Origin of the sequence: Pseudoalteromonas sp. SWXJZ10B, from assembly GCF_015864475.1 — a bacterium.
Taxonomy (GTDB): domain Bacteria; phylum Pseudomonadota; class Gammaproteobacteria; order Enterobacterales; family Alteromonadaceae; genus Pseudoalteromonas; species Pseudoalteromonas arctica.
Window position 1 is genome coordinate 1 of sequence record NZ_JADYXD010000021.1, and the last position, 20,365, is coordinate 20,365.

17 protein-coding genes and 1 pseudogene are annotated in these 20,365 nt (G+C 39.4%); 9 read left to right on the plus strand and 9 right to left on the minus strand.

Annotation, left to right across the window (positions count from 1 at the left end; genetic code table 11):
- Positions 1-116: 116 nt before the first annotated feature.
- On the minus strand, positions 117-536 hold the full coding sequence (locus tag I6F54_RS15985) for a VOC family protein (RefSeq protein ID WP_007587216.1): 420 nt from the start codon (positions 534-536) through the stop codon (positions 117-119).
- 273 nt (positions 537-809) lie between these two features.
- On the opposite strand from I6F54_RS15985, the gene I6F54_RS15990 reads away from it, so the two are divergent.
- From I6F54_RS15990 to I6F54_RS16005, 4 genes are all read left to right on the plus strand, one after another.
- Positions 810-1,115, plus strand: coding sequence for a hypothetical protein (locus I6F54_RS15990; RefSeq protein ID WP_002962854.1), 306 nt, complete (start codon positions 810-812; stop codon positions 1,113-1,115).
- Positions 1,112-1,501: a hypothetical protein gene (locus tag I6F54_RS15995; protein ID WP_165727286.1), complete on the plus strand. Its 390-nt coding sequence runs from the start codon at positions 1,112-1,114 to the stop codon at positions 1,499-1,501. Before I6F54_RS15990 ends, I6F54_RS15995 begins: the two co-directional genes overlap by 4 nt.
- A 169-nt stretch (positions 1,502-1,670) precedes the next feature.
- Complete coding sequence (locus tag I6F54_RS16000; RefSeq protein ID WP_024589733.1) at positions 1,671-2,153, plus strand: DUF3015 domain-containing protein; 483 nt, start codon at positions 1,671-1,673, stop codon at positions 2,151-2,153.
- A 79-nt stretch (positions 2,154-2,232) separates the two neighbouring features.
- The gene (locus I6F54_RS16005) at positions 2,233-4,071 is read left to right on the plus strand and encodes an Lnb N-terminal periplasmic domain-containing protein (RefSeq protein ID WP_165727285.1); all 1,839 of its coding nucleotides are present in this window, start codon (positions 2,233-2,235) and stop codon (positions 4,069-4,071) included.
- 25 nt (positions 4,072-4,096) lie between these two features.
- On the opposite strand, the gene I6F54_RS16010 is transcribed toward I6F54_RS16005, so the two are convergent.
- Positions 4,097-4,918 (minus strand): sterol desaturase family protein, encoded by an 822-nt coding sequence (locus I6F54_RS16010; protein WP_165727284.1) that lies wholly within the window; start codon positions 4,916-4,918, stop codon positions 4,097-4,099.
- Positions 4,915-5,361, minus strand: a complete 447-nt coding sequence (locus tag I6F54_RS16015) for an SRPBCC family protein (protein ID WP_165741396.1) — start codon at positions 5,359-5,361, stop codon at positions 4,915-4,917. The genes I6F54_RS16010 and I6F54_RS16015 overlap by 4 nt, the downstream gene beginning before the upstream one ends.
- A gap of 97 nt (positions 5,362-5,458) precedes the next feature.
- On the opposite strand from I6F54_RS16015, the gene I6F54_RS16020 reads away from it, so the two are divergent.
- The 3 genes from I6F54_RS16020 to I6F54_RS16030 all read left to right on the plus strand — a co-directional run bounded on the left by I6F54_RS16020 (position 5,459) and on the right by I6F54_RS16030 (position 8,793).
- The gene (locus tag I6F54_RS16020; protein ID WP_197142261.1) at positions 5,459-6,472 is read left to right on the plus strand and encodes an AraC family transcriptional regulator; all 1,014 of its coding nucleotides are present in this window, start codon (positions 5,459-5,461) and stop codon (positions 6,470-6,472) included.
- Between the two features lie 92 nt (positions 6,473-6,564).
- On the plus strand, positions 6,565-7,338 hold the full coding sequence (locus I6F54_RS16025; RefSeq protein WP_197142263.1) for a substrate-binding periplasmic protein: 774 nt from the start codon (positions 6,565-6,567) through the stop codon (positions 7,336-7,338).
- A gap of 357 nt (positions 7,339-7,695) precedes the next feature.
- Positions 7,696-8,793 carry a polysaccharide lyase family 7 protein gene (locus I6F54_RS16030; RefSeq protein ID WP_165742133.1) on the plus strand — a complete coding sequence of 366 codons (1,098 nt, stop codon included), beginning with the start codon at positions 7,696-7,698 and terminating at the stop codon, positions 8,791-8,793.
- On the opposite strand, the gene I6F54_RS16035 is transcribed toward I6F54_RS16030, so the two are convergent.
- Positions 8,794-9,195, minus strand: coding sequence for a nucleotide triphosphate diphosphatase NUDT15 (locus tag I6F54_RS16035; RefSeq protein WP_165727319.1), 402 nt, complete (start codon positions 9,193-9,195; stop codon positions 8,794-8,796).
- A 186-nt stretch (positions 9,196-9,381) separates the two neighbouring features.
- On the opposite strand from I6F54_RS16035, the gene I6F54_RS16040 reads away from it, so the two are divergent.
- Both I6F54_RS16040 and I6F54_RS16045 read left to right on the plus strand, forming a co-directional pair.
- Positions 9,382-11,265, plus strand: coding sequence for a propionyl-CoA synthetase (locus tag I6F54_RS16040; protein ID WP_197142265.1), 1,884 nt, complete (start codon positions 9,382-9,384; stop codon positions 11,263-11,265).
- Positions 11,266-11,480: 215 nt separating this feature from the next.
- Positions 11,481-12,337 (plus strand): annotated as a pseudogene (locus tag I6F54_RS16045) (MBL fold metallo-hydrolase).
- Between the two features lie 185 nt (positions 12,338-12,522).
- Here the strand turns inward: I6F54_RS16045 and I6F54_RS16050 are convergent.
- Genes I6F54_RS16050 through I6F54_RS16070 form a run of 5 tightly spaced genes read right to left on the minus strand, consistent with a single transcriptional unit; the run spans position 12,523 to position 20,186 of the window.
- Positions 12,523-13,815, minus strand: a complete 1,293-nt coding sequence (locus I6F54_RS16050) for a sensor histidine kinase (protein WP_197142267.1) — start codon at positions 13,813-13,815, stop codon at positions 12,523-12,525.
- Positions 13,812-14,495, minus strand: a complete 684-nt coding sequence (locus tag I6F54_RS16055; RefSeq protein WP_169045092.1) for a response regulator transcription factor — start codon at positions 14,493-14,495, stop codon at positions 13,812-13,814. The genes I6F54_RS16050 and I6F54_RS16055 overlap by 4 nt, the downstream gene beginning before the upstream one ends.
- Positions 14,495-17,683, minus strand: a complete 3,189-nt coding sequence (locus tag I6F54_RS16060; protein WP_197142269.1) for an efflux RND transporter permease subunit — start codon at positions 17,681-17,683, stop codon at positions 14,495-14,497. Before I6F54_RS16060 ends, I6F54_RS16055 begins: the two co-directional genes overlap by 1 nt.
- A complete protein-coding gene (locus I6F54_RS16065) occupies positions 17,683-18,828 on the minus strand; it encodes an efflux RND transporter periplasmic adaptor subunit (protein ID WP_197142271.1) in 1,146 nt (381 codons plus the stop codon). Before I6F54_RS16065 ends, I6F54_RS16060 begins: the two co-directional genes overlap by 1 nt.
- The gene (locus I6F54_RS16070) at positions 18,825-20,186 is read right to left on the minus strand and encodes a TolC family protein (protein ID WP_197142272.1); all 1,362 of its coding nucleotides are present in this window, start codon (positions 20,184-20,186) and stop codon (positions 18,825-18,827) included. The genes I6F54_RS16065 and I6F54_RS16070 overlap by 4 nt, the downstream gene beginning before the upstream one ends.
- Positions 20,187-20,365 lie beyond the last annotated feature (179 nt).

Below are 20,365 nucleotides of genomic sequence, written 5' to 3' on the forward strand. Positions count from 1 at the left end.
CTGATCATGACATTGAGATTTAGTTCAAAAAAATCCCCGCTAATTTCTTAGCAGGGATTTGTGTATAAGAGACAGCTTATTAAAGTGGTTTTTTAGCTTAACTTAAACAACAGCATTTATACTTTTTTAAATAAAACCTCTGGATTTACCATGGTTTTCATTTCAAGCACATTGCCATTTGGATCTTCAATAAAAAACGTTTCTTGCTCAAACTCATCACCAATAAATCGGCGATATGGTTTATCTAAGTATTCAATACCCGCATCTTCAATACGTATTTTTAACCCGTTAAATTCATCTTCAGATAGGTGAATCCCAAAGTGAGGTACTGCCACAGCTCCCATATCTACATCATGGCGAACTGTTGGTAAGCGCTCAACACTCTGGTGCAAGGTAAGTTCATTACCCCAAAAATCTATATCTACCCAGCGACCTTCTTCACTGTTACCCGTTTTACAGCCTAGTACGTCACAATAAAACGCTTTAGCCACTTTTAAATCGCCAGCCGGAATAGCCAGATGTAAACAGTTAGACATAAATAACCCTTGGTTAACACTTTAATACATTAAATTATCGCCATTATACATAACTTGTGATTTATAGAACATTAACAGCGGCACTATTAAGCATATTTAATACCTAAAAGCCGTTTAAAAAACACGCTTTTAAAGTTTGTAATTACTTATAACATTTATTTGTTAGAGAGTATTAGAAAGCGCAAAAGGATTAGTTTAAAATGCGCCGCTATGATTAAATTCTTACTTTTAAAATTCATCACTTTCTTTTTAGGCTTTGTAGCTTGCTTTGCTATGCACACTACTTTTGCATTACCTTTAGTGATTTCTGCTGCGCTAACGGGGCTTATTGGCTCGTTTATTCCTTTTCCTGCGCGTTATAAAAACCATCCGTATGCTGCAATTTATGCTGGTAGCTTTGCAGGTATGTGTTCAACTCATTTAATTACCAGTTACTGGGAAATTGCTATTATTTCGCTTATTGGCTCAAGTTTGTATGTGCTTACTATGAATATGTTTACAGGTTTTGGTGGCAAGCTTGGCAGCGTAGCTTTTGCAAGCGTGGCACTTTTTGTATTAGCCAAAGGAATTGTATTATGAGTATTGAATATCCATTACTTGTACTGCTTGGGGCTTTTTTAACATTTTATTTAGCTAAGCATAGTCGCTTTGACGGGGTTAGAGCGTCGTCTTCACTTTCTATTATTGCTTATTTAATTTTTAGCGCCTTAAATTTGAACCCCGATTTATACGCAATTGTATTTTTTGGCGGCACATTCATAGGTATGAGCGCCCCACATCGATTTGGTATTTATACTGTAGCAAGCTCATCTATTTTGTTTTCAATCTTATTTGAATTCCTTGTACCAAAACTTGACGGCTATGGCGGTGCATTGGGTATTAGTGCATTTTTATCTGTATGTATTTGCCATACTTGTATTTTATTAGGTGCCCCAAGAAGTAAAAAAACGCCACCAGTTCAATAAAAAGTGGAAACTAGGCTGATTTTTATCCTGACATTAACTTTAATATATTTAAAAATTAGAGTGTAAAATATTCATGTTTTAGCCTGTTCCTTTTTTCTGCAAGTCTGTTAGAATCTTCCGCGAACTTTATTTACCCTAAATAAAGACAATCATATATGGATTTATGAAAATGAAAAAACTAATCGCAGTAGCAGCTCTATCTTTACTTCCTTTCTCAAACGCAATGGCTGACCAAGATATTGGTTGTGGTCTTGGTTCTATGTTATTTGCTGGTCAGCAAGGTAAAGGCGTTAAAATTTTAGGCGCTACAACAAATGGTACATCTGGTAACCAAACTTTTGGTATCACTTTTGGTACTCTTGGTTGTGATGGTACTGGTACAGTAACTTCTTCAGAAAAAATCGCTTTATTCATTGACGGTAACATGGAGCAACTTGCTCGTGATATGTCAAAAGGTGAAGGCGAAACTTTAGCTACTCTAGCTGAAGCTTGGGGTGTTGCAGATCAAGATAAAGCAGCGTTCAATAAGCTTGCTCAAGCACAGTTTTCTTCAGTATTTACTTCTGAAAACGTAACTTCACAAACAGTTTTAGAAAACCTAAACACTGTTCTTGCAAGTAACGCACAACTTGCTTCTTATACTCTTTCTTAATCAGCTAAATTAGCCGGTTTTATACGTATAAATAAAGCCGCTGGAGTATTTCTCTAGCGGCTTTTGTAATTTAGTGATTATGAAAAAAATATTATTTGGTTTACTGCTCGCTCTTTTTAGTACTTACTCAAACGCTCAAAGTATTGAAACAAATACATTAGCAACACACCCTTACTGGCTTAAATTAGGTCACTACCGCTTGGCCACATTAGGTGATTGGAAAAGTGAAGTAGACAGTGCTGAGTTTTTTTTATCTCCTACAGGTAAAACAAGCCCATATGACGAGCTTAAAGCCACTATAGCTGCATTTAGTGGTAAAAATACTGACCCAAAAACATCACAATATCGTTGTCAGTTTCCTGCACGTTATAAATGGCTAAAAACAAAAATTAAAAATAACTGGCCCGAACTTAATTGCCCAGAACTACAGGCGTGGCAAAAAATAATAAACCCTAAAGGGGTTACGTTAGTTTTTCCAACTGCATTTATGAATAGCCCATCATCAATGTTTGGCCACACTTTACTTCGTATTGATGCAAAAGATCAGACTCGCCATAAAGAGTTGCTCGCATTCGCAGTTAATTTTGCAGCAGAGCCAGACGGCTCAGATAACGCAGCTATGTATGCACTAAAAGGCTTGATTGGCAGCTACCCAGGTAAGTTTTCGCTTATGCCGTACTATAAAAAAGTACGCGAATATAATGATTTAGAATCTCGTGATATTTGGGAATACAAACTTAATTTATCAGAGCTACAGGTAGAGCTTATTTTATTGCACTTGTGGGAGCTACAATTAGCTACATTCGATTACTTTTTTATTGATGAAAACTGCTCTTACCAATTACTTGCATTATTACAACTTGCACAAGAGGACCTTGATTTAACATCGTCATTTAATATGCAAGCTATTCCATCAGATACCGTTGCAGTACTAAGAAATAACAACTTATTACAAACACCTAATTACCGCCCTGCTTTTGGCACTAAGCTATACCATTACTCTACTCAAATGACTGACGAACAACTTGATGATGCAAGAGAGTTAATGCAAGGTGGCTCCCTCAATACTCGTAATTACTCACAGTCGCAATTAGTCGCTATATTAGAAATGGCGTATGAATGGTTAAATTTTGAATTTTACGATAAAGCGTTAAATCGTGAAGAAATTGCCCCGCGACTAACTAAGCTACTCCTAATGCGCAGCAAATATAATGTAGCTTCGCCATTTACTAAGCCAAACCGCCCTATTGCTTCCCCAGAGCAAGGTCATGGTTCTTCTAAAGTATCGCTAGGTAGGGTACAAAATAATAACCAAGCAAACCTTACAAATTTTGGTTATAGGCTTGCGTATCATGACTTACTAGATAGGCCTGAAGGTTTTATAGCGGGTGCACAAATTAGTTTTTTTGATTTGGAAGCCGCTATTACTGACGAAGGAAATGCAGATATTGAACATTTTTACTTATTAGATGCTATGTCGCTTGCACCCGATAACCGCGTATTTGATAGCTGGTCGTGGAACTTTAAAATGGGCTTTGACCGACAACCAAGTGACAATAAACGTTTAGGCCGCTTTTTTACAAAAGGAGGTTATGGTAAATCTTATGGCGATCCTAATAATCTGCACGGCTATATTCTTGGTCAATTTGAGCTAAATACAGGCGATATAACCGACCGACTTAGTACTGGAATAGGCAGCGAAGCCGGTGTAATTTGGCAAATAAACAATAAGCATAAACTCGCTTTGACTGGCAATATATTATGGCTAACTGATAACGCAGCAAGTAAGCACAGCGAAATAGCTATAACATGGAATTACGCTGTTTCTCGCAATGTATCGCTGCGCAGCAAAGTACAGCATGCTCAATGGCATAGCCATAATTCATCAATGAGTTTAGCTATGCAGTTTTACTTTTAACTTTTAACTTTTAACTTTTTCAATATTATTTATATTTAATGCTACTTGTAGGGTAGCCAAATAGTACTCTACATTTAGCTTTTATTCCCGATGCCTTATAAACACTTTTCAATAAGTGCTCCCACTGATGAAACGTAATAACGACTGGGTTATTGCTATTAAGCTGCCCTATAATGCCGTATTTACAAGGCTTTGATTTATCTTCTTCTACAAAGGTGCCAAATAACTTATCCCAAATAATAAGTACACCTGCAAAGTTTTTATCAAGGTAACCTGCATTTATTGCGTGATGAACTCGGTGATGCGAAGGCGTATTAAATACTTTTTCAAACCAGCCTAACTTACCCACTATTTGAGTATGTACAAAAAATTGATACGCCAAATTTAATGCAACCACGCTAAATACTGTTAGCGGTTCAAATCCAATTAAAATCATAGGTAGCCAAAACACCCACATACCGGCTACGGGGTACATTAAGCTTTGCCTAAATGCGGTGGTGAAATTCATTTTAGTTGAGCTATGGTGCACCACATGTGCAGCCCACAACCAATGAATATGATGCGATGCTTTATGAAACCAATAATACAAAAAATCTTGCAGTAAAAATGCAAATGCAATACTTAATACACTCACTTCAATATCAAACAATCTATAGTCATACAACCAATTAAATAAAGGCATTAACAGCAGTAACGCAATAGCATCTGCGCCTTGGTGTAATAGCGCTAACACTGTATTTGCTAGGCTATCTTTTATGTCGTAATAGCGCTTAAACTTAATAAACTCAGAGCAAACAAATATCAAAAATAATGGGCTCAGAGCGAGTAAAATAATTTCTGAGTTCATGCTTTACCCGCCAAAAAATAATTATTTAAATTGTTTAACGCTTGGGTTATATCTTTTGTAATAACATATTTAAGTAATGCATTTGGCATCCACCATGGAGCTGAGCAGCTTATGCAATAGTTAAGTTCGGTAACTAAAGTATTGATGTCTTTATTTGCAGTGAGGTATATATCGCCTCGATGATTAGCTACTGGTTTATCGCCTACTATTTGGTAACTGATCTGATTTTGATCGGCACTGATTATTTGCTCTGAAAACGTTATTTTACCTATTTTCACTTGCCTAACAGATCCTTTTCCGCCTTCTATTTGCCCTTCGTCTTGTGCTTGTAGCAGCGTAAATTTGGCATTAAAAAATCGATGCAACTGTTGATGATCCAACAGTGTGCTTATTATTTGTTTTGGCTGTGCATTAAGCGTTTGTTTTATTGTTATAAGTATCATTTTTACAGCAAGAGGTTATTAGGCATTCAACTAGCATATAAAAATTTAACGTGGCAAACTTGCTAATACACGACTGTTTTTTAGCTTTAGATGACAAATGCACACATTGGCTGATCATTACTTTTCAAGTATTCTTGATTACTTACAAGCGCAAGGCATTAGTACTAAAACGGCTTTGCACGCTATTAGCTTTGACGAATTTAGTAATCAACGTACCCATCAATTAGCGCCGCGTATTAGTTTAAATAGTTACAATGCTTTATTAGTTTATGGCAAGAAAACACTTAACGATCCTCTTTTTGGTTTTACCCTAGGTCAGCAAATTCGCACTGCTGACTACGGCGTTTTAGGTTACTTAATTGAATCAAGCGATAACTTAAGCAGTGCCATTAAAGCATTGTTAAGCTACGACAGCTTGGTGGCTGATATTGGTAAAGCCAAGTTTGAACTAAATACTGATACAGCAACTATTCGTTGGATTGCTCATCAAAGTTGTAATGAGCATGTTGTTTTACGAAACATGACCGCGTGGGTAAGTGTAATTCGCCAGTTAATAAATTTAACGCTTTCGCCAAGTAGTATTAGTTTCACTTATAATTGGTTGCCATCGCAAAGGCGCGCCCTTGAATCATGGTTTAAATGCCCTGTAAAAAGCAGTGCTGAATATAATCAAATTAGCTTTCCGAGCCATTATTTAACGCTGCCCTTTAAAACCGATAACGCCATTATTAATTCTACTTTTAAGCAATTGTCAGAGCAGCAACTCTCTAACTTTAAAAGCCAGCAGTGTATTGACGATAAAGTTAATCAGTTACTTACAGCTAAAACTACCTTGCAAAACTGCAACCTAATAGGCATAGCTGATGCGCTTAATTTAACACCCCGAACGCTACAACGACGCTTAAAACAACAAGACTTAACCTTTGCTCAGCTACTTGAAAAAGAACGTAAAAAACGTGCAGATACATTAATAGCCAGCATGCCACTTGCTGATTTATCTAATATTTTAGGATTTAAAGATCAAAGCTCTTTTAATCGAGCTTTTTTACGCTGGCATAAATGCTCGCCATTACAATTTATAAAATACAAAACAGCAAGTACAGCCAAGTAAATGCAAATTATTTACGTTATATAAACATAATATATATATGTTTTAGTTAATACTCTCTACACTAGGTGTATTATTGCTTTAAAAGATTTTTTATGTTTTTTCGTGTTTTATTAAGTGCTTTTGTATTTATTTTATATAGCCCCCTGTGTAACGCCGATTCGGTTACTTTTATAGCTGAAGACCTTCCTCCTTATCACTTTAAAAATCAGCAAGGTGAAGTAAGCGGCGCTTTAGTCGACATTGCCAAAGCAGTTGTGAAGCAAACAAACTTAACCGCTAATTTTGAAATAATGCCTATGGCCCGCGTTTTTAAGGAGCATAAAACAAATACCAACGCCATAATGTTGTCTTTGTTAAAAACCCCAGAGCGGATTAATAAATATACGTGGTTAGGCGAAGTGTATTTTGCAGATGCTTATTTAATTAGCTTAAAAAGCCATGTAGATGAAGTTGTTCACTTAAATTTTGCTAAAGAGTATAAAGTAGCAACCATTCGTGGCTACCTGAGCGAAGCCTACTTAAAACAAAAAGGCTTTACCGAAAATAACAATTTAATACTGGTCAGTTACTATAATCAACTTTGGCAAATGCTTTATAAAAACCGGATCGACTTTGTAGTAACTAATACACTTACACTTAATAACGAGCTAAAAAGCCTAGGACTCGATCCTAGCCTAATAACAAAACGAATTCATTTAAGCGATCTTCCCTCCTCACTTAATTTTGCAGCAAGTAATCAACTTAATCCTAAAACAGCTAAAGCACTCTCTGACGCATTAAGTAACATTAAAGAAAATGGTGAATACCATGCCATTTTAAACAAGTGGCAACTTTTATTACCAAACACGACTAACTTGCAGCACTAACCATAGTTAAAGCCCGACATTAGTTATTGGCAGTGGTTATTTAGTTATTTGCTAAACGCGGCAAAGCAAACTACAAAATTAAAAATCTCCTCCCCCCCAAAATAGACTACACCTTAGCGCCAAAATCTACGTTATACATCACTAAATGAATAGCCAAGCACATAAAAAACACATACCGCAAACACTTCCATAAAAGCCGTTAAAAAACACCCAAACCAAATTGGTATAACAAAAAAATCATTTAAAAAATATTTAATTTTACTAATTGGTAAGTTTTAATTGTTAAATTGGTATGCTAGATTGAGATTAAGCGATGCCTGTACCGCACAATTTTTACTTCATCACACAGAGACAATAATGATAAAAAATACATCCACATTTAAACTTACGGCTTTAGCCGTTATCACCCCTTTACTTTTTACCGCTTGTTCAAGTACCCAAAGCACTAATCAGCAAAGCGATGCGCCAGTACCTGCAACAAAGTTTGATTTATCTCACTGGAAAATAAATGTACCAGTTGATTTAAACAACGACGGTAAAATTGATGAAATAGATGTAGAAGAAATTCAAACCTACGCACACCCTGATTTTTTCTACCTTGATGAAAAAGGCTACATGGTATTTACCTCCCCTAATAAAGCGCTTACAAGTGCTAACTCTACTAATACCCGTAGTGAACTTAGACAGATGATCCGTGGATCAAATACTAAAATTAAAACTAAACATTCTAAAAACAATTTTGCTTTAGCTGTTCACCCGCTATCTGACCGATTTGGCTCTGTTGGTGGAAAAATGGAAGCAACATTAAAAGTAGATCACGTTGCGCTACGTGCGACTGATCCTGATAAAAAAGCAGCTTACTCGGTTGTTGTAGGACAAATTCACGCGGGTAAAGATCAGGCACTTATTGATACCAAGCTTGGTTATGGCTGGGGCAATGAGCCACTTAAAATATATTACAAAAAATGGCCAGGACACAAAACAGGCTCAGTTTTTTGGAACTACGAACGTAACTTAGCTAAAACGAATCCTGACCGTACAGACATTACTTACCCTGTTTGGGGTAATACATGGGAAAACCCTAACGAGCCAGGCAACGCCGGTATTTCACTAGGTGAAGAATTTAGCTACACGGTAAATGTGTATAAAAATGTTATGCACCTTACATTTAGCGCACAAGGCAAAGAAGACGTTAACTACTCTATTAACTTAGGTAATAACGTAGATGCTTATGGCAAAGTGGACGAAAAAGATCATCCACATGGCTACGCAGCAGATTGGCATTACTTTAAAGCCGGCGCTTATAACCAATGTAGTACTAAAAGCGCGAAAGGTATTTGGTACCCAGGTTGTTTAGGTACTGGCGATTGGTCTACAGATAAACAAAATGGCGATTACGCTCAAGTAAGCTTTAGTAAACTAGAGTTAAGTCCAGCGACACCGCCAACAAAATAACTAGGCTAGTACAGCCTCAGATAAGTAATTTTTTAGTGATGTAAACAGTGGCGTTGGTAGATTATTAATATCGCACCAGCGCCACTTTAAACATTTATTAGGCTCTTTAAGTTCAGGCTCTCCGCCTTCAAAGTCAGCTTTTACATACAACGTAATATAGTGTTTGCTCTCTGCTGTAAAAATATCATTGGTAAAATCAAGCTTAGTAATTTTACTTACCTTTAAACCTGTTTCTTCAAACACTTCTCGTATTGCACATTGCTCAACACTTTCACCAAACTCTAAATGCCCACCAGGTGTTGCCCATGTATTAGCACCATGCGCGCCAATGCGCTCACCTAGTAAAATTGTGTTTTGATGCTTTATGATAACCGCCACACCAACTCTTACTACGTTACTCATATCGTATTTTCTCTTATTTTTACTGCCCGCCATGCTGAACCACACGCTTTGTATTGTCAATTTTGTATTTTTAAAACCAGTGTGTTGATTAACTTTTAACCGACCAAGGTCGAATAGCTTGCTTGCTAAAAAAAGCCTACATTTTGTAAGGTCTCTCACACACAAATTTAGCTTTAGGAGCCTTACATGTCAGGCAAATATAAACAGCAATATAATGCCTTTAAGCAAAACCCAGCCCAATTTTGGCTCGAACAAAGTAAAAATATTCCGTGGTATAAAACCCCCACAAAAGCATACACACAAGACGACGACGGGCTTTATCATTGGTTTAGCGACGGGCAATTAAACACCAGTTTTTTAGCGCTAGACCAACACGTTATTGCCGGATTTGGCAAGCAAACTGCACTGATTTACGACTCTCCAGTCACTAATACAAAGCAAACTTATAGCTACTCACAACTACAACAAGAAGTTGCTAAATTTGCAGGCGTAATACAATCGTTAGGTGTTACAAAAGGCGACCGCGTTGTTATTTATATGCCAATGATCCCACAAGCGGTTATTGGTATGTTGGCGTGTGCTCGCCTTGGTGCTATTCATTCGGTGGTATTTGGTGGGTTTGCTGCACACGAATTGGCTGTACGCATTGATGATGCCAAGCCCAAACTTATACTTAGCGCCTCATGCGGTGTTGAAGTAAACAGCGTTATTGAATACAAACCACTTATTGATAACGCAATAGACTTAGCTTCGCACAAAGTAGAACACTGCGTTATTTATCAGCGCCCACAAGTAACCGCCAGTCTTAAGCCTAAACGAGACATAGATTGGACTCAGGCAATGCAAACAGCTGCAATCGCAGATCCGGTGCCTGTAAATGGTAACGATCCGCTTTATATTTTATATACCTCAGGCACGACAGGCACACCCAAAGGCGTAGTGCGCGAAAATGGCGGTCACGCAGTGGCAATGCAATACAGCATGGCAACCGTTTATGGTATGAAGCCCGGCGACGTATTTTGGGCAGCGTCTGACATTGGCTGGGTAGTTGGGCACTCTTATATAGTTTACGCGCCGCTAATGTATCGCTGCGCGACCGTATTATATGAAGGTAAACCGGTTAAAACACCCGACGCTAGTGCATTTTGGCGCGTAGTTGAAGAATATAAAGTAAATGCATTATTTAGTGCCCCCACCGCATTTAGAGCAATTAAAAAAGAAGACCCAAATGCCGACGGTTTTAATCAATACGATACCTCTAGCTTAAAACGTTTGTTTTTAGCCGGCGAGCGGTTAGACCCTCCCACTTACGAGTGGCTTAAAGAAAAAACCAAACTGCCAGTGCTCGATCATTGGTGGCAAACCGAAACCGGCTGGGCTATTGCGTGTAACCCTGTAGGGCTTGAGTACTTAGCAACAAAACCTGGCAGCTCTACCGTCCCTACTCCAGGTTTTGACGTGCGAATATTGGATATGGATGGCAATGAATGCGCAGCTAACGAGCAAGGCGCCGTGGTAATTAAACTGCCTCTTCCGCCAGGTTGCCTTCCAACCATTTGGCAAGATACCGCTCGTTTTAAAGCAAGCTACCTAAATGAATACGAAGGTTATTATTTATCTGGCGATGGCGGTTATATTGATGAAGACGGCTACCTATTTATTATGGGCAGAACCGACGACGTTATAAATGTAGCAGGACATAGGCTTTCTACCGGTGAAATGGAAGAAATAGTAGCTGCGCACCCCGCCGTTGCCGAATGCGCTGTTTTTGGTGTAAACGATCCTCTTAAAGGACAACTCCCTATGGGAATGATTGTGCTTAAAAATGATTTTATGGGCTCAAGTACCGACGTAGAACAAGCGCTTGTTTTAAGTGTTCGTAATCAGATTGGCGCTATTGCGTGCCTTAAAAATATAGTTAGCGTAGATAGGTTGCCCAAAACACGCTCGGGTAAAATACTGCGTAAAAATTTGCGCCAACTGGTTGATGGCGAAGAGCTACAAATACCTTCAACCATAGACGACGCGAGTATCTTTGAAGAAATAAACCAACAACTAACACAAAGATAAACCCAACCAACCTATCTAAAGCCATTTTTATAATGGCTTTTTATTTCATCCTTATATTTGATCCTTTTACTTAAGTTTAGGTTTAGTTTTAAGTTTTAAGTTTTAAGTTTTAAGTTTTAAGCTTTAATTAAACCAATCACTGAAATTTTTTGCGACTTTGCGCTTTCTTCTTTTAATAGCGTTATTAATTTAATCAATTTTAAAAGGAATGGTGTATGCCCCGCTTGCTACAAAAACTATTAACTACAGCCTTGTTATTTATAGGCTTTGCCACACAAGCCTTTGAGATTGAAGACTTAGGCGATGGCTTACACCGCTTTATAGACGACCGACACCGCTCAGTATTTTTAATCACTCCTGAGGGCGCAATTGTTACCGACCCGCTTAATAAAAAAGCCGCCACCTGGTTAAACGAGCAAATTAAAACTCGCTATAACGTACCGATAAAATATGTAATTTACAGCCATAATCACAGCGATCATATTTACGGCGCCGAGGTATTTAAAAGCCCGCACACCACTTTTGTAGCGCATAAACTCGCCGCGCAAGATATTAAAAACACACAAATGAAAACGGTAATGCCCAGCCTTACTTTTGATAACGAGCTACTACTTACCCTTGGTAATTCAACAGTAAAGCTTAACTACCATGGTCCAAACGATGGTCGTGGTTCGGTTAGTGTATTGTTCGAAAAGCAAAAAACCTTGTTTGTGGTTGATTGGATTGTTATTGGCAGAATGCCGTGGCAAAAACTGTGGAGTTACGACATTCAAGGCATGATTAACTCAACCCAAGCGGTACTCAAATATGACTTTGGTACTTTTGTGGGCGGACATGCCGATATTGGCAGCAAGGCTGATGTAGCGCGTTACTTAAGTTACTTAGAGCTTTTATATAGCCAAGTAACCGCAGGCGTTTTAGCCGGTAATACACTTGACGAAATTAAAAAAATATAAAGTTAGACCAATTTAGTGACTTTAAACAGTTTGATGCATGGTTACCGCTTAACATAGAAGGCGTGTACGAGCGTTTAATGGAAGAGTCTGGTATGGGTTGGCGCAGCGATTTATAAGTTTGAACTCAGTGGACTAAGCTCTGAGCTCTAAACTCAATATTATAAGCATTGGTATTGGCGTATTTAACGCAGTACCAATGTACCTATTAATTAGTTAAATAGACGTCAAACGCCATATAAACCACCTTTACAATGTCCTAGCGCGGTTTTTATATTTCAAATCTAAGTATTAAAAAAGTCTATTAACTAAAATCGACCACCACTTCATAACGCCCTGGCATGTCGTTTACTTCGTATACCCAACCGTGTCGTTTTATTATTTTTTCGCTTAACTCCAACCCTAAACCGTAGCCAATGTTAGCAGGCTTATTTGCGCTATTAGTAACGTGTGACGTATCAGTTTGTGCGCTGCTATTTACTATAATCACGCGGCTACCTTGTTGAGTAATACGCACTTGCCCTTGTTGCGTATGCTGATACGCATTGCGTATCAAATTTGTAAGCACTATGTGGCATGCGGTGGCTTCGGTACTAATAGTCGTACTGTGGTTATCGGTATTTATAAGTACATCAACTTGTTTTGAATTGAGTAAATAATCGAGTTCGTTACCCAAGGTCGTTATTTTAACGGCTAGGTTTACAGGCTCTGGTGAACTTTGCTGGTCGTCATTTCTGCTAAGCCACAATAACGTCTCGGTTAAATCGCTCATGGTTAAACCGGCGCGCTCTATTCGCTGCAGTGTAAGGTGTTGTTTATCGCTTAAAGGCGCTTTTTCGCTTAAACGGTTAAGTAACTCAACGTTGCTGCGAATAACCGAAATTGGTGTACGTAACTCGTGGCTCGCATAACTTAAAAAGCGCTGTTCTCGCTCAAGGCTGTCGTGAGCAGAAAGCAAGCTACTGCGTATTAACGTTGCCAAGGTATTTAGTTCGTTATAGGTAAAGTCGGGCGGCGTGTTTTGTAAATTCTTTTGATTTAACGACTTAGCCCAACCACGTAGTGACTCTACTGGCTTAGCTATTTTTTTCATTACCATAAACAAAAAGAAGGTAAATAAGGCAATGGCTGCAAAACCAGTAATGGCTATCAATGTCATGCGGTGTATTGGTTTTACACTTCCCATTCTTTTAGGGCGATCTTTTTCAAGCATAATGCGCGATATATAACGCGCCTCGCCATTTGGGTTTTGATAGTAAACAACAAAAAACAAGTCTGCAGGCATAGTAAACAATGAGGTATTATCTTTCACTTTTTGTAGTACACCTGCTTCATTTGGCGCTACTTCAAATTTTTGCTGTATTATTTCTGGCATGTCTTCCCAACGGCTCGCCACATTAAATCCAACAATATTTTTTGGCTGCCCATCTTCAATCTCAGTGGTTTGCGAAAGCTCAAACATAACTCCGTTTAACCCTCGGTCTAAGCCATCAATAAAATAATTAACACTTAAAAACGAAAAGCCAATTGCCATTAATGAACTTAAAAGCACCATGGTGGCAAAAAAATACAACCTCAGGCTGGGTCTAATTTTCATGCTTGTGTCTCATTTTTTAATTTTAGCGCAAACCCTACACTGGGTATTGTTTCTAGTACGGCTTGGCAATGCGCTTGCTCTAGCTGTTTACGCAAATGATGAATATGCACTTTTAAGCTATTGCTGTCTGGCTGATCGTCGCCCCATATTGCTTGCATAATTACTTGTCGGGTTACCGGTTTTTGCTGCTCTCGTACAAGCACTTCTAATAACTTAAAAGTAATGGGTGATAACTTTAAACTGTGCGCTGCCACTGTTGCTGTATGCGCGGTTAAATTAAGTGTTAAGTTAGCAAATGTAAGTCGCTTTACCTCACCACTTTTACGCTTTGCTAATACTTGAACCCGCGCTACTAGCTCTTTCATGGCAAATGGTTTTACTAAATAGTCGTCACTACCGGCTGCAAACCCCTCAAGCTTATTGTCGAGGCTATCGCGCGCTGTCAGCATTAATACTGGTATATCAATGCCTTGCTCACGCAATGTTTTACACATGGTTAAACCGTCCATTTTGGGCATGTTTACATCTAATATAATCATTTGATATTGATTACGTTCTATTAAATTTAAACCCATTACGCCATTGCTTGCATGGTCACACTCTATTGACTCAATTTCGAGATAATCAACAATGGTGGTTGCCAAGTCTATGTCGTCTTCAACCAGTAGTACGTTTATCATTAAGAGGCTGTTTCCTGCGTTTTATTTTTAGCACCTAGCGATTTTAGCACAGCATCAATACCGCGTTTAGCATCGGTTTGAATCATCAATAATGCCGGTATAAGTATTAAGGTAATAACCGTGGCAAACAAAATACCGTAGCCAAGTGATGCCGCAGCAGGGATTAAAAACTGTGCCTGCATTGAGGTTTCGCTAAGTAGCGGCACTAAGCCTGCGTAAGTTGTAATTGAGGTAAGTAATACCGCACGCAAACGACTCGTACACGACTCAACTATGGCATCGTGTGTGCTCATGCCCTCCTCTTTTACTAGTTCGTTAAAGCGCGAAACAAGTAATAGGCTGTCGTTTACAACTACCCCACTGAGCGCCAAAATACCATTTAACGACAATATACTAATGGTTAAGTCGTTCCACCAATGCCCTAAAATAGCGCCCACAATACCAAACGGAATTGCCACCATGATTAGTACAGGTTGAATGTACGATTTAAGCGGAATAGCCAGCAGCACGTAAATCACTAATAAAGCCGCTACAAACATAGTGCTCATTGAACTGGTGGTTTCGCTTTGTTGTTCTGCCTCTCCTGCAAAATACACACTTAAATTAGGAAATTGCTGTGTTAACTCTGGAATTAAGTCGCGCTTTAAATTAGCAACTAACTCGTTTGGAGCAATCACGTTTTTATCTACTTGGGCGCTTAAATAAATTGCACGTAGTCCATCAATGCGGGTTATTTCATCTTGCTGATATTCACTGCTAATTGTGGCTACGTTAACTAGCGGTACAACGGTGCCATCAGGCAGGCGAATACGCGACTGCATTATATCGGCAGGTGTTTTACGAGCATCTTCTGGGTAGCGTACACGTACTTTAACTTCGTCTTTATTACGTTGATAACGCTGTACAATTGCGCCGCCAAAGGCTTGCAGTACTTGCTTTGATAAGCTCGCAGTATCCATACCTAGGGCGCGACCTTGCGCGCTTAGTGTAAATTTTAACTGTGGTTGACCGGGATTTAAATTGTCGTCTATTCCGTTAACGCCTGCGGTATTTTGTAAGCGCTCCTTAAATAGTGCGCCCGCCGCCATTACGGTTTCGTCGTCCCACGCTTTAAGCTCAACTTTAAAGTTATCGACCATTTTACGCGTGGCTAATATTTGTAATTTTTTACTGCCCTCAAGGCTACCTGCTACGCGCTGCCACTCTTGAGCAAATTCGCTTGCTGTAAAAGCGCCTTCGTTTAATAGCTCAACACTTACTTCACCGCTGGTGTCGCTACTGCTAACAACTTGAAGGCTGGTTATTTCGCTTTTGTCAGAGCTCAACTTAGTCATTAAGTTTTGCTCAGCTTGTAATGCACTTTGCTCTAGCGTTAGTAAATTTGTGTTTGTTTGCCCATAGGCTGCGTCGTTTTGCATAACTAAATTGGCTGTTACGGTGTCGCCTGCAATACTTGGGAAAAAACCAACTTTAACTGTGCCTGTCATTGGCATGCCAATAACCAGTATAAAAAAGGCGATAAACGCAGCCACTACGGCGTATCTAAAGCGCAGTGAAAATTCAATAACCTTGCAGTAAATGTTTTTGCTAAACCAGCTTAAGCCACTATCAGCACCATGTTGTATTTTTGACCACAGACCCCCTAAGCCTTTTTTAACTTGGCGTTTAGTACTAATGTGGGCTAAATGCGATGGTAAAATAAGTTTTGATTCAACAACTGAAAGCAGTAAACAAATAGTTACTACGGTAGCAAATTGAGAGTAAATTTTACCTAAGTTACCTGATACATTCGAAAGCGCCACAAACGCAGCCACCGTGGTTAACACCCCAAATATTGTTGGCACAGCAACCTTCATGGTGCCTAAAACTGTATTATTTAATGTATCGCCATGTTTTTTACGTGTGGTGTAAATACTCTCGCCTACAACAACGGCATCGTCTACCACTATACCCAGCGCCATAATAAAGCCAAAGGTGGTCATTTCGTTTATGGTCAGTGCGGTGTAGCCATCGGTCATAAAATAAAGCGTACCAAAAAATACAAACGGCAAGCCACCAGCCACCCACAGCGCTACGCGTACGTTTAAAAATATGGCAAGTATTACAAACACCATAATAATACCGGTCACGGCATTTTTAGTAAGTAGCGATAAACGATCGGTGATCATGGTGCTTTTGTCGTGCCAGCTTTCAAGCTCTACGTTTTGAGGTAATAAACCGCTTTCGTGCCATTTATCTATTACGCTATTAGCTTGCTCAACAATGGTAGTTATATCGCTGTTATCGCCCATTAAAATTTCAACGCCTACGGCATTTTGTTGGTTATAACGGCTTAATGAGTTGCTATCTTCGGCAAATGAGTCGGTAACGGTTGCTACATCGCCTAACTTAATTTGTGTGCCTGATGCGGTTGTTAGCAATACAATATTGGCAAAGTCGCGCTGCCAGTAAGCTTGGTCAGCGGCTTTTAAGCGTATAATTTTACTACTATCGCGTAAACTAGTCGAAAGCGGGCTTGATGACTCGTTATTAATCACCTCACTTATGTCACTAATGGTTAAGCCATAGGCTTGGAGTTTACCTTCGTCGATTTCTATGGACATCATCGGGTCAATCACACCCGACTGCGCTACGTCGCTAATACCTGATTGCGCTAATAAATCGGCTTTAAGTTTTTCGCCCAGGTTTTGTAATGTATGGCGATCGGCATCCCCAAAAAGTTGCAGCGTTAATGCATGATCTTGCCTACGGGCTTTATCAATAACAGGTTGCTCAGCATCTGCCGGAAAGTTATTAATAGCGTCAACTTGGTTTTTAACGTCAACAAGTAACTCATCGAGTGAGTAATCAGTACTTTTTTCAATGCTTACATGGCTGCCGCTAGCATCGGATGTAGAGGTAATACGTTTAATACCTGATACGGTTTCGAGCGCTTCTTCAATTTTTAACGCTATTCCTTCTTCGGCTTGCAATGCATCACCACTGTCGTAAACCACCGACACCGAAATAATATCCGGCTCTAAACTCGGAAATGCCTCTTTACGTAAAGTCGAAAGCGACATAACCCCCATTACAATCACACTAACTAACAATAGGTTAGCGGCAACAGAGTTATTTGCAAACCAGTTAATAATACCGTGCAGCGGATTATTATTACTGGGTGATTGAGGTGCTTGATGAGGGCTCATTATTGTATCTCCTCAACAATTGGATTTACTTTCATATCGCTTAGGTAACTTACTAATGGGCGCGTTACTACTTTTAAAGTACTTTGCTCTGCAACTGGCGAAATATATACGTAATCACCACGCTCAAATACTTTATTGGCTTGTATGCTTACTAAGTTGTTTTGATCATTTACGTACCAAATTGAACCATCTTGAGATACGGCAGAAGCAGGTAGTTTTATTACGTTACTTAACTGCTTACCGGCAATTTCTACCGCTAAAAATGTGCCAGGCAGTAACGGCGCTGCTTGCTCAAAGGGTTTATCTAAGGCAACAATTACGCTGCGCTGACGTGAGCTATCATCAAGGTGTTGCTCAAAACGTGCAATATAACCATTCCATTTAGTATTGGTGGTTACATCAGTTAAAATAACCTCGCCTGATTTATTATTTGCTAGGTTTTGCCACTGGCTTAATGAAAGCGGCACGGTTATTTCTATTTTGTCGGTACTGTTTAGCGTGGCAAGCGTATCGCCAATACCTACATAAGTACCTAAATCTATATCGCGCGATAAAATAACAGCGTCAAATGGTGCACTTAACTGGGTGTTATTTACATCACGCAGTGCGGTTTTAAGTGCATATTGTGCTTTATCGAGCGTAGCTTGCGCGGCTTCTAATTGCAGCGTTCTAAATACAAGCGGCGAGCTTGGTGCTTGCGTAACGCCTGAGCGATCCCATTCACGTTTTGCCTGCTCACCTAAATCTTGTTCTTCTTGCAGTGCTAGTTTTGCATCAGCCAATGTTGCTTTTGCGCTAGCTAGGGCCTGTAAGTATTCTGTATTATCTATTTGTGCAAACACCTGCCCTTTAGTTATTAAGTTACCGGTCGCAAATTGCTCGCTCATACTGGTTACTTCGCCTTTAACTTGTGCTTTTAAGCTAAGTGACCAATGCGCTTTAGCTTCACCATGCCCACTAACATAAGCCTGATAAGTGCTCGGAGCTGCATTAATTACCGATACATTTGGGGCAATAGCTTTAATAGCGGCAGGTTGTGGGCTATTTGCTTGTTCAGCCATTTTTTGACCGTTATACATAATAGCAAGCCCTATACAAACAATAGCAACAAGCGTTACAACAACCGGTGTTGGCGAAATTTTCATGACGATACTCCAAGGCCCAAAGCGAGGCCTAAATCTATGCGGTTAGTTAAAAGGGTGTAGTTTATTTGGCTAAGCTGGGCTTGCAGGTCGTATACTTTTTGTTGCACTGTTAGCAAATCTAAAATATCAACCAAACCTTGTTGATACTTACTTTGATAGTTACTAAAGCTGCGTTGAGCGCTGGCAAGTGCATTGCTAATTTGCAGTTGTTGCTCGGTTAATGATTGCTCCTGCCCGAGTGCATTTTCAACTTCGTTTACCGCACTTAGCAGTGTATCTTGGTATTCCCAAAACGCTTGCTCGGCATTTAATTTTGCAATATCAACTTGCGCACGCAGTGCTCCACCTTCAAATAAAGGGGCACTTAAACTACCCAATAAACTCCACACAGGGCTAGTTAATAATGCTTGGCTTGGCGTGCTTGCTAAATCACTCAGTGATGCCGAAAGCGAAATACTCGGTAGTAGCTCTTTGTACGATACATCAACCAAGTAATGCTTTGCCTGAATGTTGTAATAGGCACTTTGTAAGTCAGGTCGGCGTGCCAAATCTTGCTCTGGTAATGTACTTAATGGCTCAATAACGCTTGGCAGTGTTAATTTACTTGGCAGGTTTTGAAGTTTATCAGTGCCTACAATTAGCATTAAAGCACGCTTTGCTTTTGCTATTTGTTCTTGATAATCGGCAATGGTTGCGCGAGTAGATGCCGTGCTAGTACGGGCGGTATCAAGCGCTTCTAAATCACCTAACCCATATTGGTAGCGCTCTACAATACTTTGCTCATTATTTTGTAAAACAACTAAACGTTGTTGCTCTATATCGAGTAAATTTTGCTGCAAAATAATATTTAAATAAGTACGAATAACACTCGCTACTAATGTGTCTTTAGCACCTTGATAAGTAGCTTGGTTACTGGCAATAGTCATATCTTGCGCGGCTACGTTGTCAGCAATTTTTTGCCATATATCAGCTTCCCAGCTTATACCTACTGATGAGCTGTATTGCGTGCCTTCGGTCTCACTGCGCTGCGCGTCAAATCCTGCATCTACACTAAACCACTGACTTGCAGCGGTTACATCACGCTGCGCATAAGCTAGTTTTAATGCAACATGCACTTGATTAAACGATGGATTATTAGTAACAGCTTGCTCAATAAGCGAATCAAGCCCTTCAATATCCACCAAATCGGTAATGTAATTTACTTGCTGTGCGTTACTTTGTGTGTACTGCCAGTTTGCATGTTGCTTTAGCGACTGCTCAGTACTATTACCTTGATAGCTTGGCTGACTACTGCATGCAGCAAGCGTGCAACTAAGTGCAAGTAACAAACCGGTTGAGTGCTTTTTAAAATAAACCATTTAACTATGCCTAATTCATACCATTGCACATAGCTTATTCGGTCGAGGGTTAAGGAGAGGTTAAATGGCATTAACCTATTTAATTTTGATTAATAAATTTATTAAAAATACTAAGTCGATGCAAACTCATATTTTAAGCTATTTTATAGGTGGTAATTTTGTTCAGCTCCTACATTTAA

Excerpts from the sequence above, each read along its gene's own strand:
- I6F54_RS15985 (WP_007587216.1), bottom strand. The coding sequence starts at position 536 with ATGTCTAACTGTTTACATCTGGCTATTCCGGCTGGCGATTTAAAAGTG.
- I6F54_RS15990 (WP_002962854.1), top strand. The coding sequence starts at position 810 with ATGCACACTACTTTTGCATTACCTTTAGTGATTTCTGCTGCGCTAACG.
- I6F54_RS15995 (WP_165727286.1), top strand. The coding sequence starts at position 1,112 with ATGAGTATTGAATATCCATTACTTGTACTGCTTGGGGCTTTTTTAACA.
- I6F54_RS16000 (WP_024589733.1), top strand. The coding sequence starts at position 1,671 with ATGAAAAAACTAATCGCAGTAGCAGCTCTATCTTTACTTCCTTTCTCA.
- I6F54_RS16005 (WP_165727285.1), top strand. The coding sequence starts at position 2,233 with ATGAAAAAAATATTATTTGGTTTACTGCTCGCTCTTTTTAGTACTTAC.
- I6F54_RS16010 (WP_165727284.1), bottom strand. The coding sequence starts at position 4,918 with ATGAACTCAGAAATTATTTTACTCGCTCTGAGCCCATTATTTTTGATA.
- I6F54_RS16015 (WP_165741396.1), bottom strand. The coding sequence starts at position 5,361 with ATGATACTTATAACAATAAAACAAACGCTTAATGCACAGCCAAAACAA.
- I6F54_RS16020 (WP_197142261.1), top strand. The coding sequence starts at position 5,459 with ATGCACACATTGGCTGATCATTACTTTTCAAGTATTCTTGATTACTTA.
- I6F54_RS16025 (WP_197142263.1), top strand. The coding sequence starts at position 6,565 with ATGTTTTTTCGTGTTTTATTAAGTGCTTTTGTATTTATTTTATATAGC.
- I6F54_RS16030 (WP_165742133.1), top strand. The coding sequence starts at position 7,696 with ATGATAAAAAATACATCCACATTTAAACTTACGGCTTTAGCCGTTATC.
- I6F54_RS16035 (WP_165727319.1), bottom strand. The coding sequence starts at position 9,195 with ATGAGTAACGTAGTAAGAGTTGGTGTGGCGGTTATCATAAAGCATCAA.
- I6F54_RS16040 (WP_197142265.1), top strand. The coding sequence starts at position 9,382 with ATGTCAGGCAAATATAAACAGCAATATAATGCCTTTAAGCAAAACCCA.
- I6F54_RS16050 (WP_197142267.1), bottom strand. The coding sequence starts at position 13,815 with ATGAAAATTAGACCCAGCCTGAGGTTGTATTTTTTTGCCACCATGGTG.
- I6F54_RS16055 (WP_169045092.1), bottom strand. The coding sequence starts at position 14,495 with ATGATAAACGTACTACTGGTTGAAGACGACATAGACTTGGCAACCACC.
- I6F54_RS16060 (WP_197142269.1), bottom strand. The coding sequence starts at position 17,683 with ATGAGCCCTCATCAAGCACCTCAATCACCCAGTAATAATAATCCGCTG.
- I6F54_RS16065 (WP_197142271.1), bottom strand. The coding sequence starts at position 18,828 with ATGAAAATTTCGCCAACACCGGTTGTTGTAACGCTTGTTGCTATTGTT.
- I6F54_RS16070 (WP_197142272.1), bottom strand. The coding sequence starts at position 20,186 with ATGGTTTATTTTAAAAAGCACTCAACCGGTTTGTTACTTGCACTTAGT.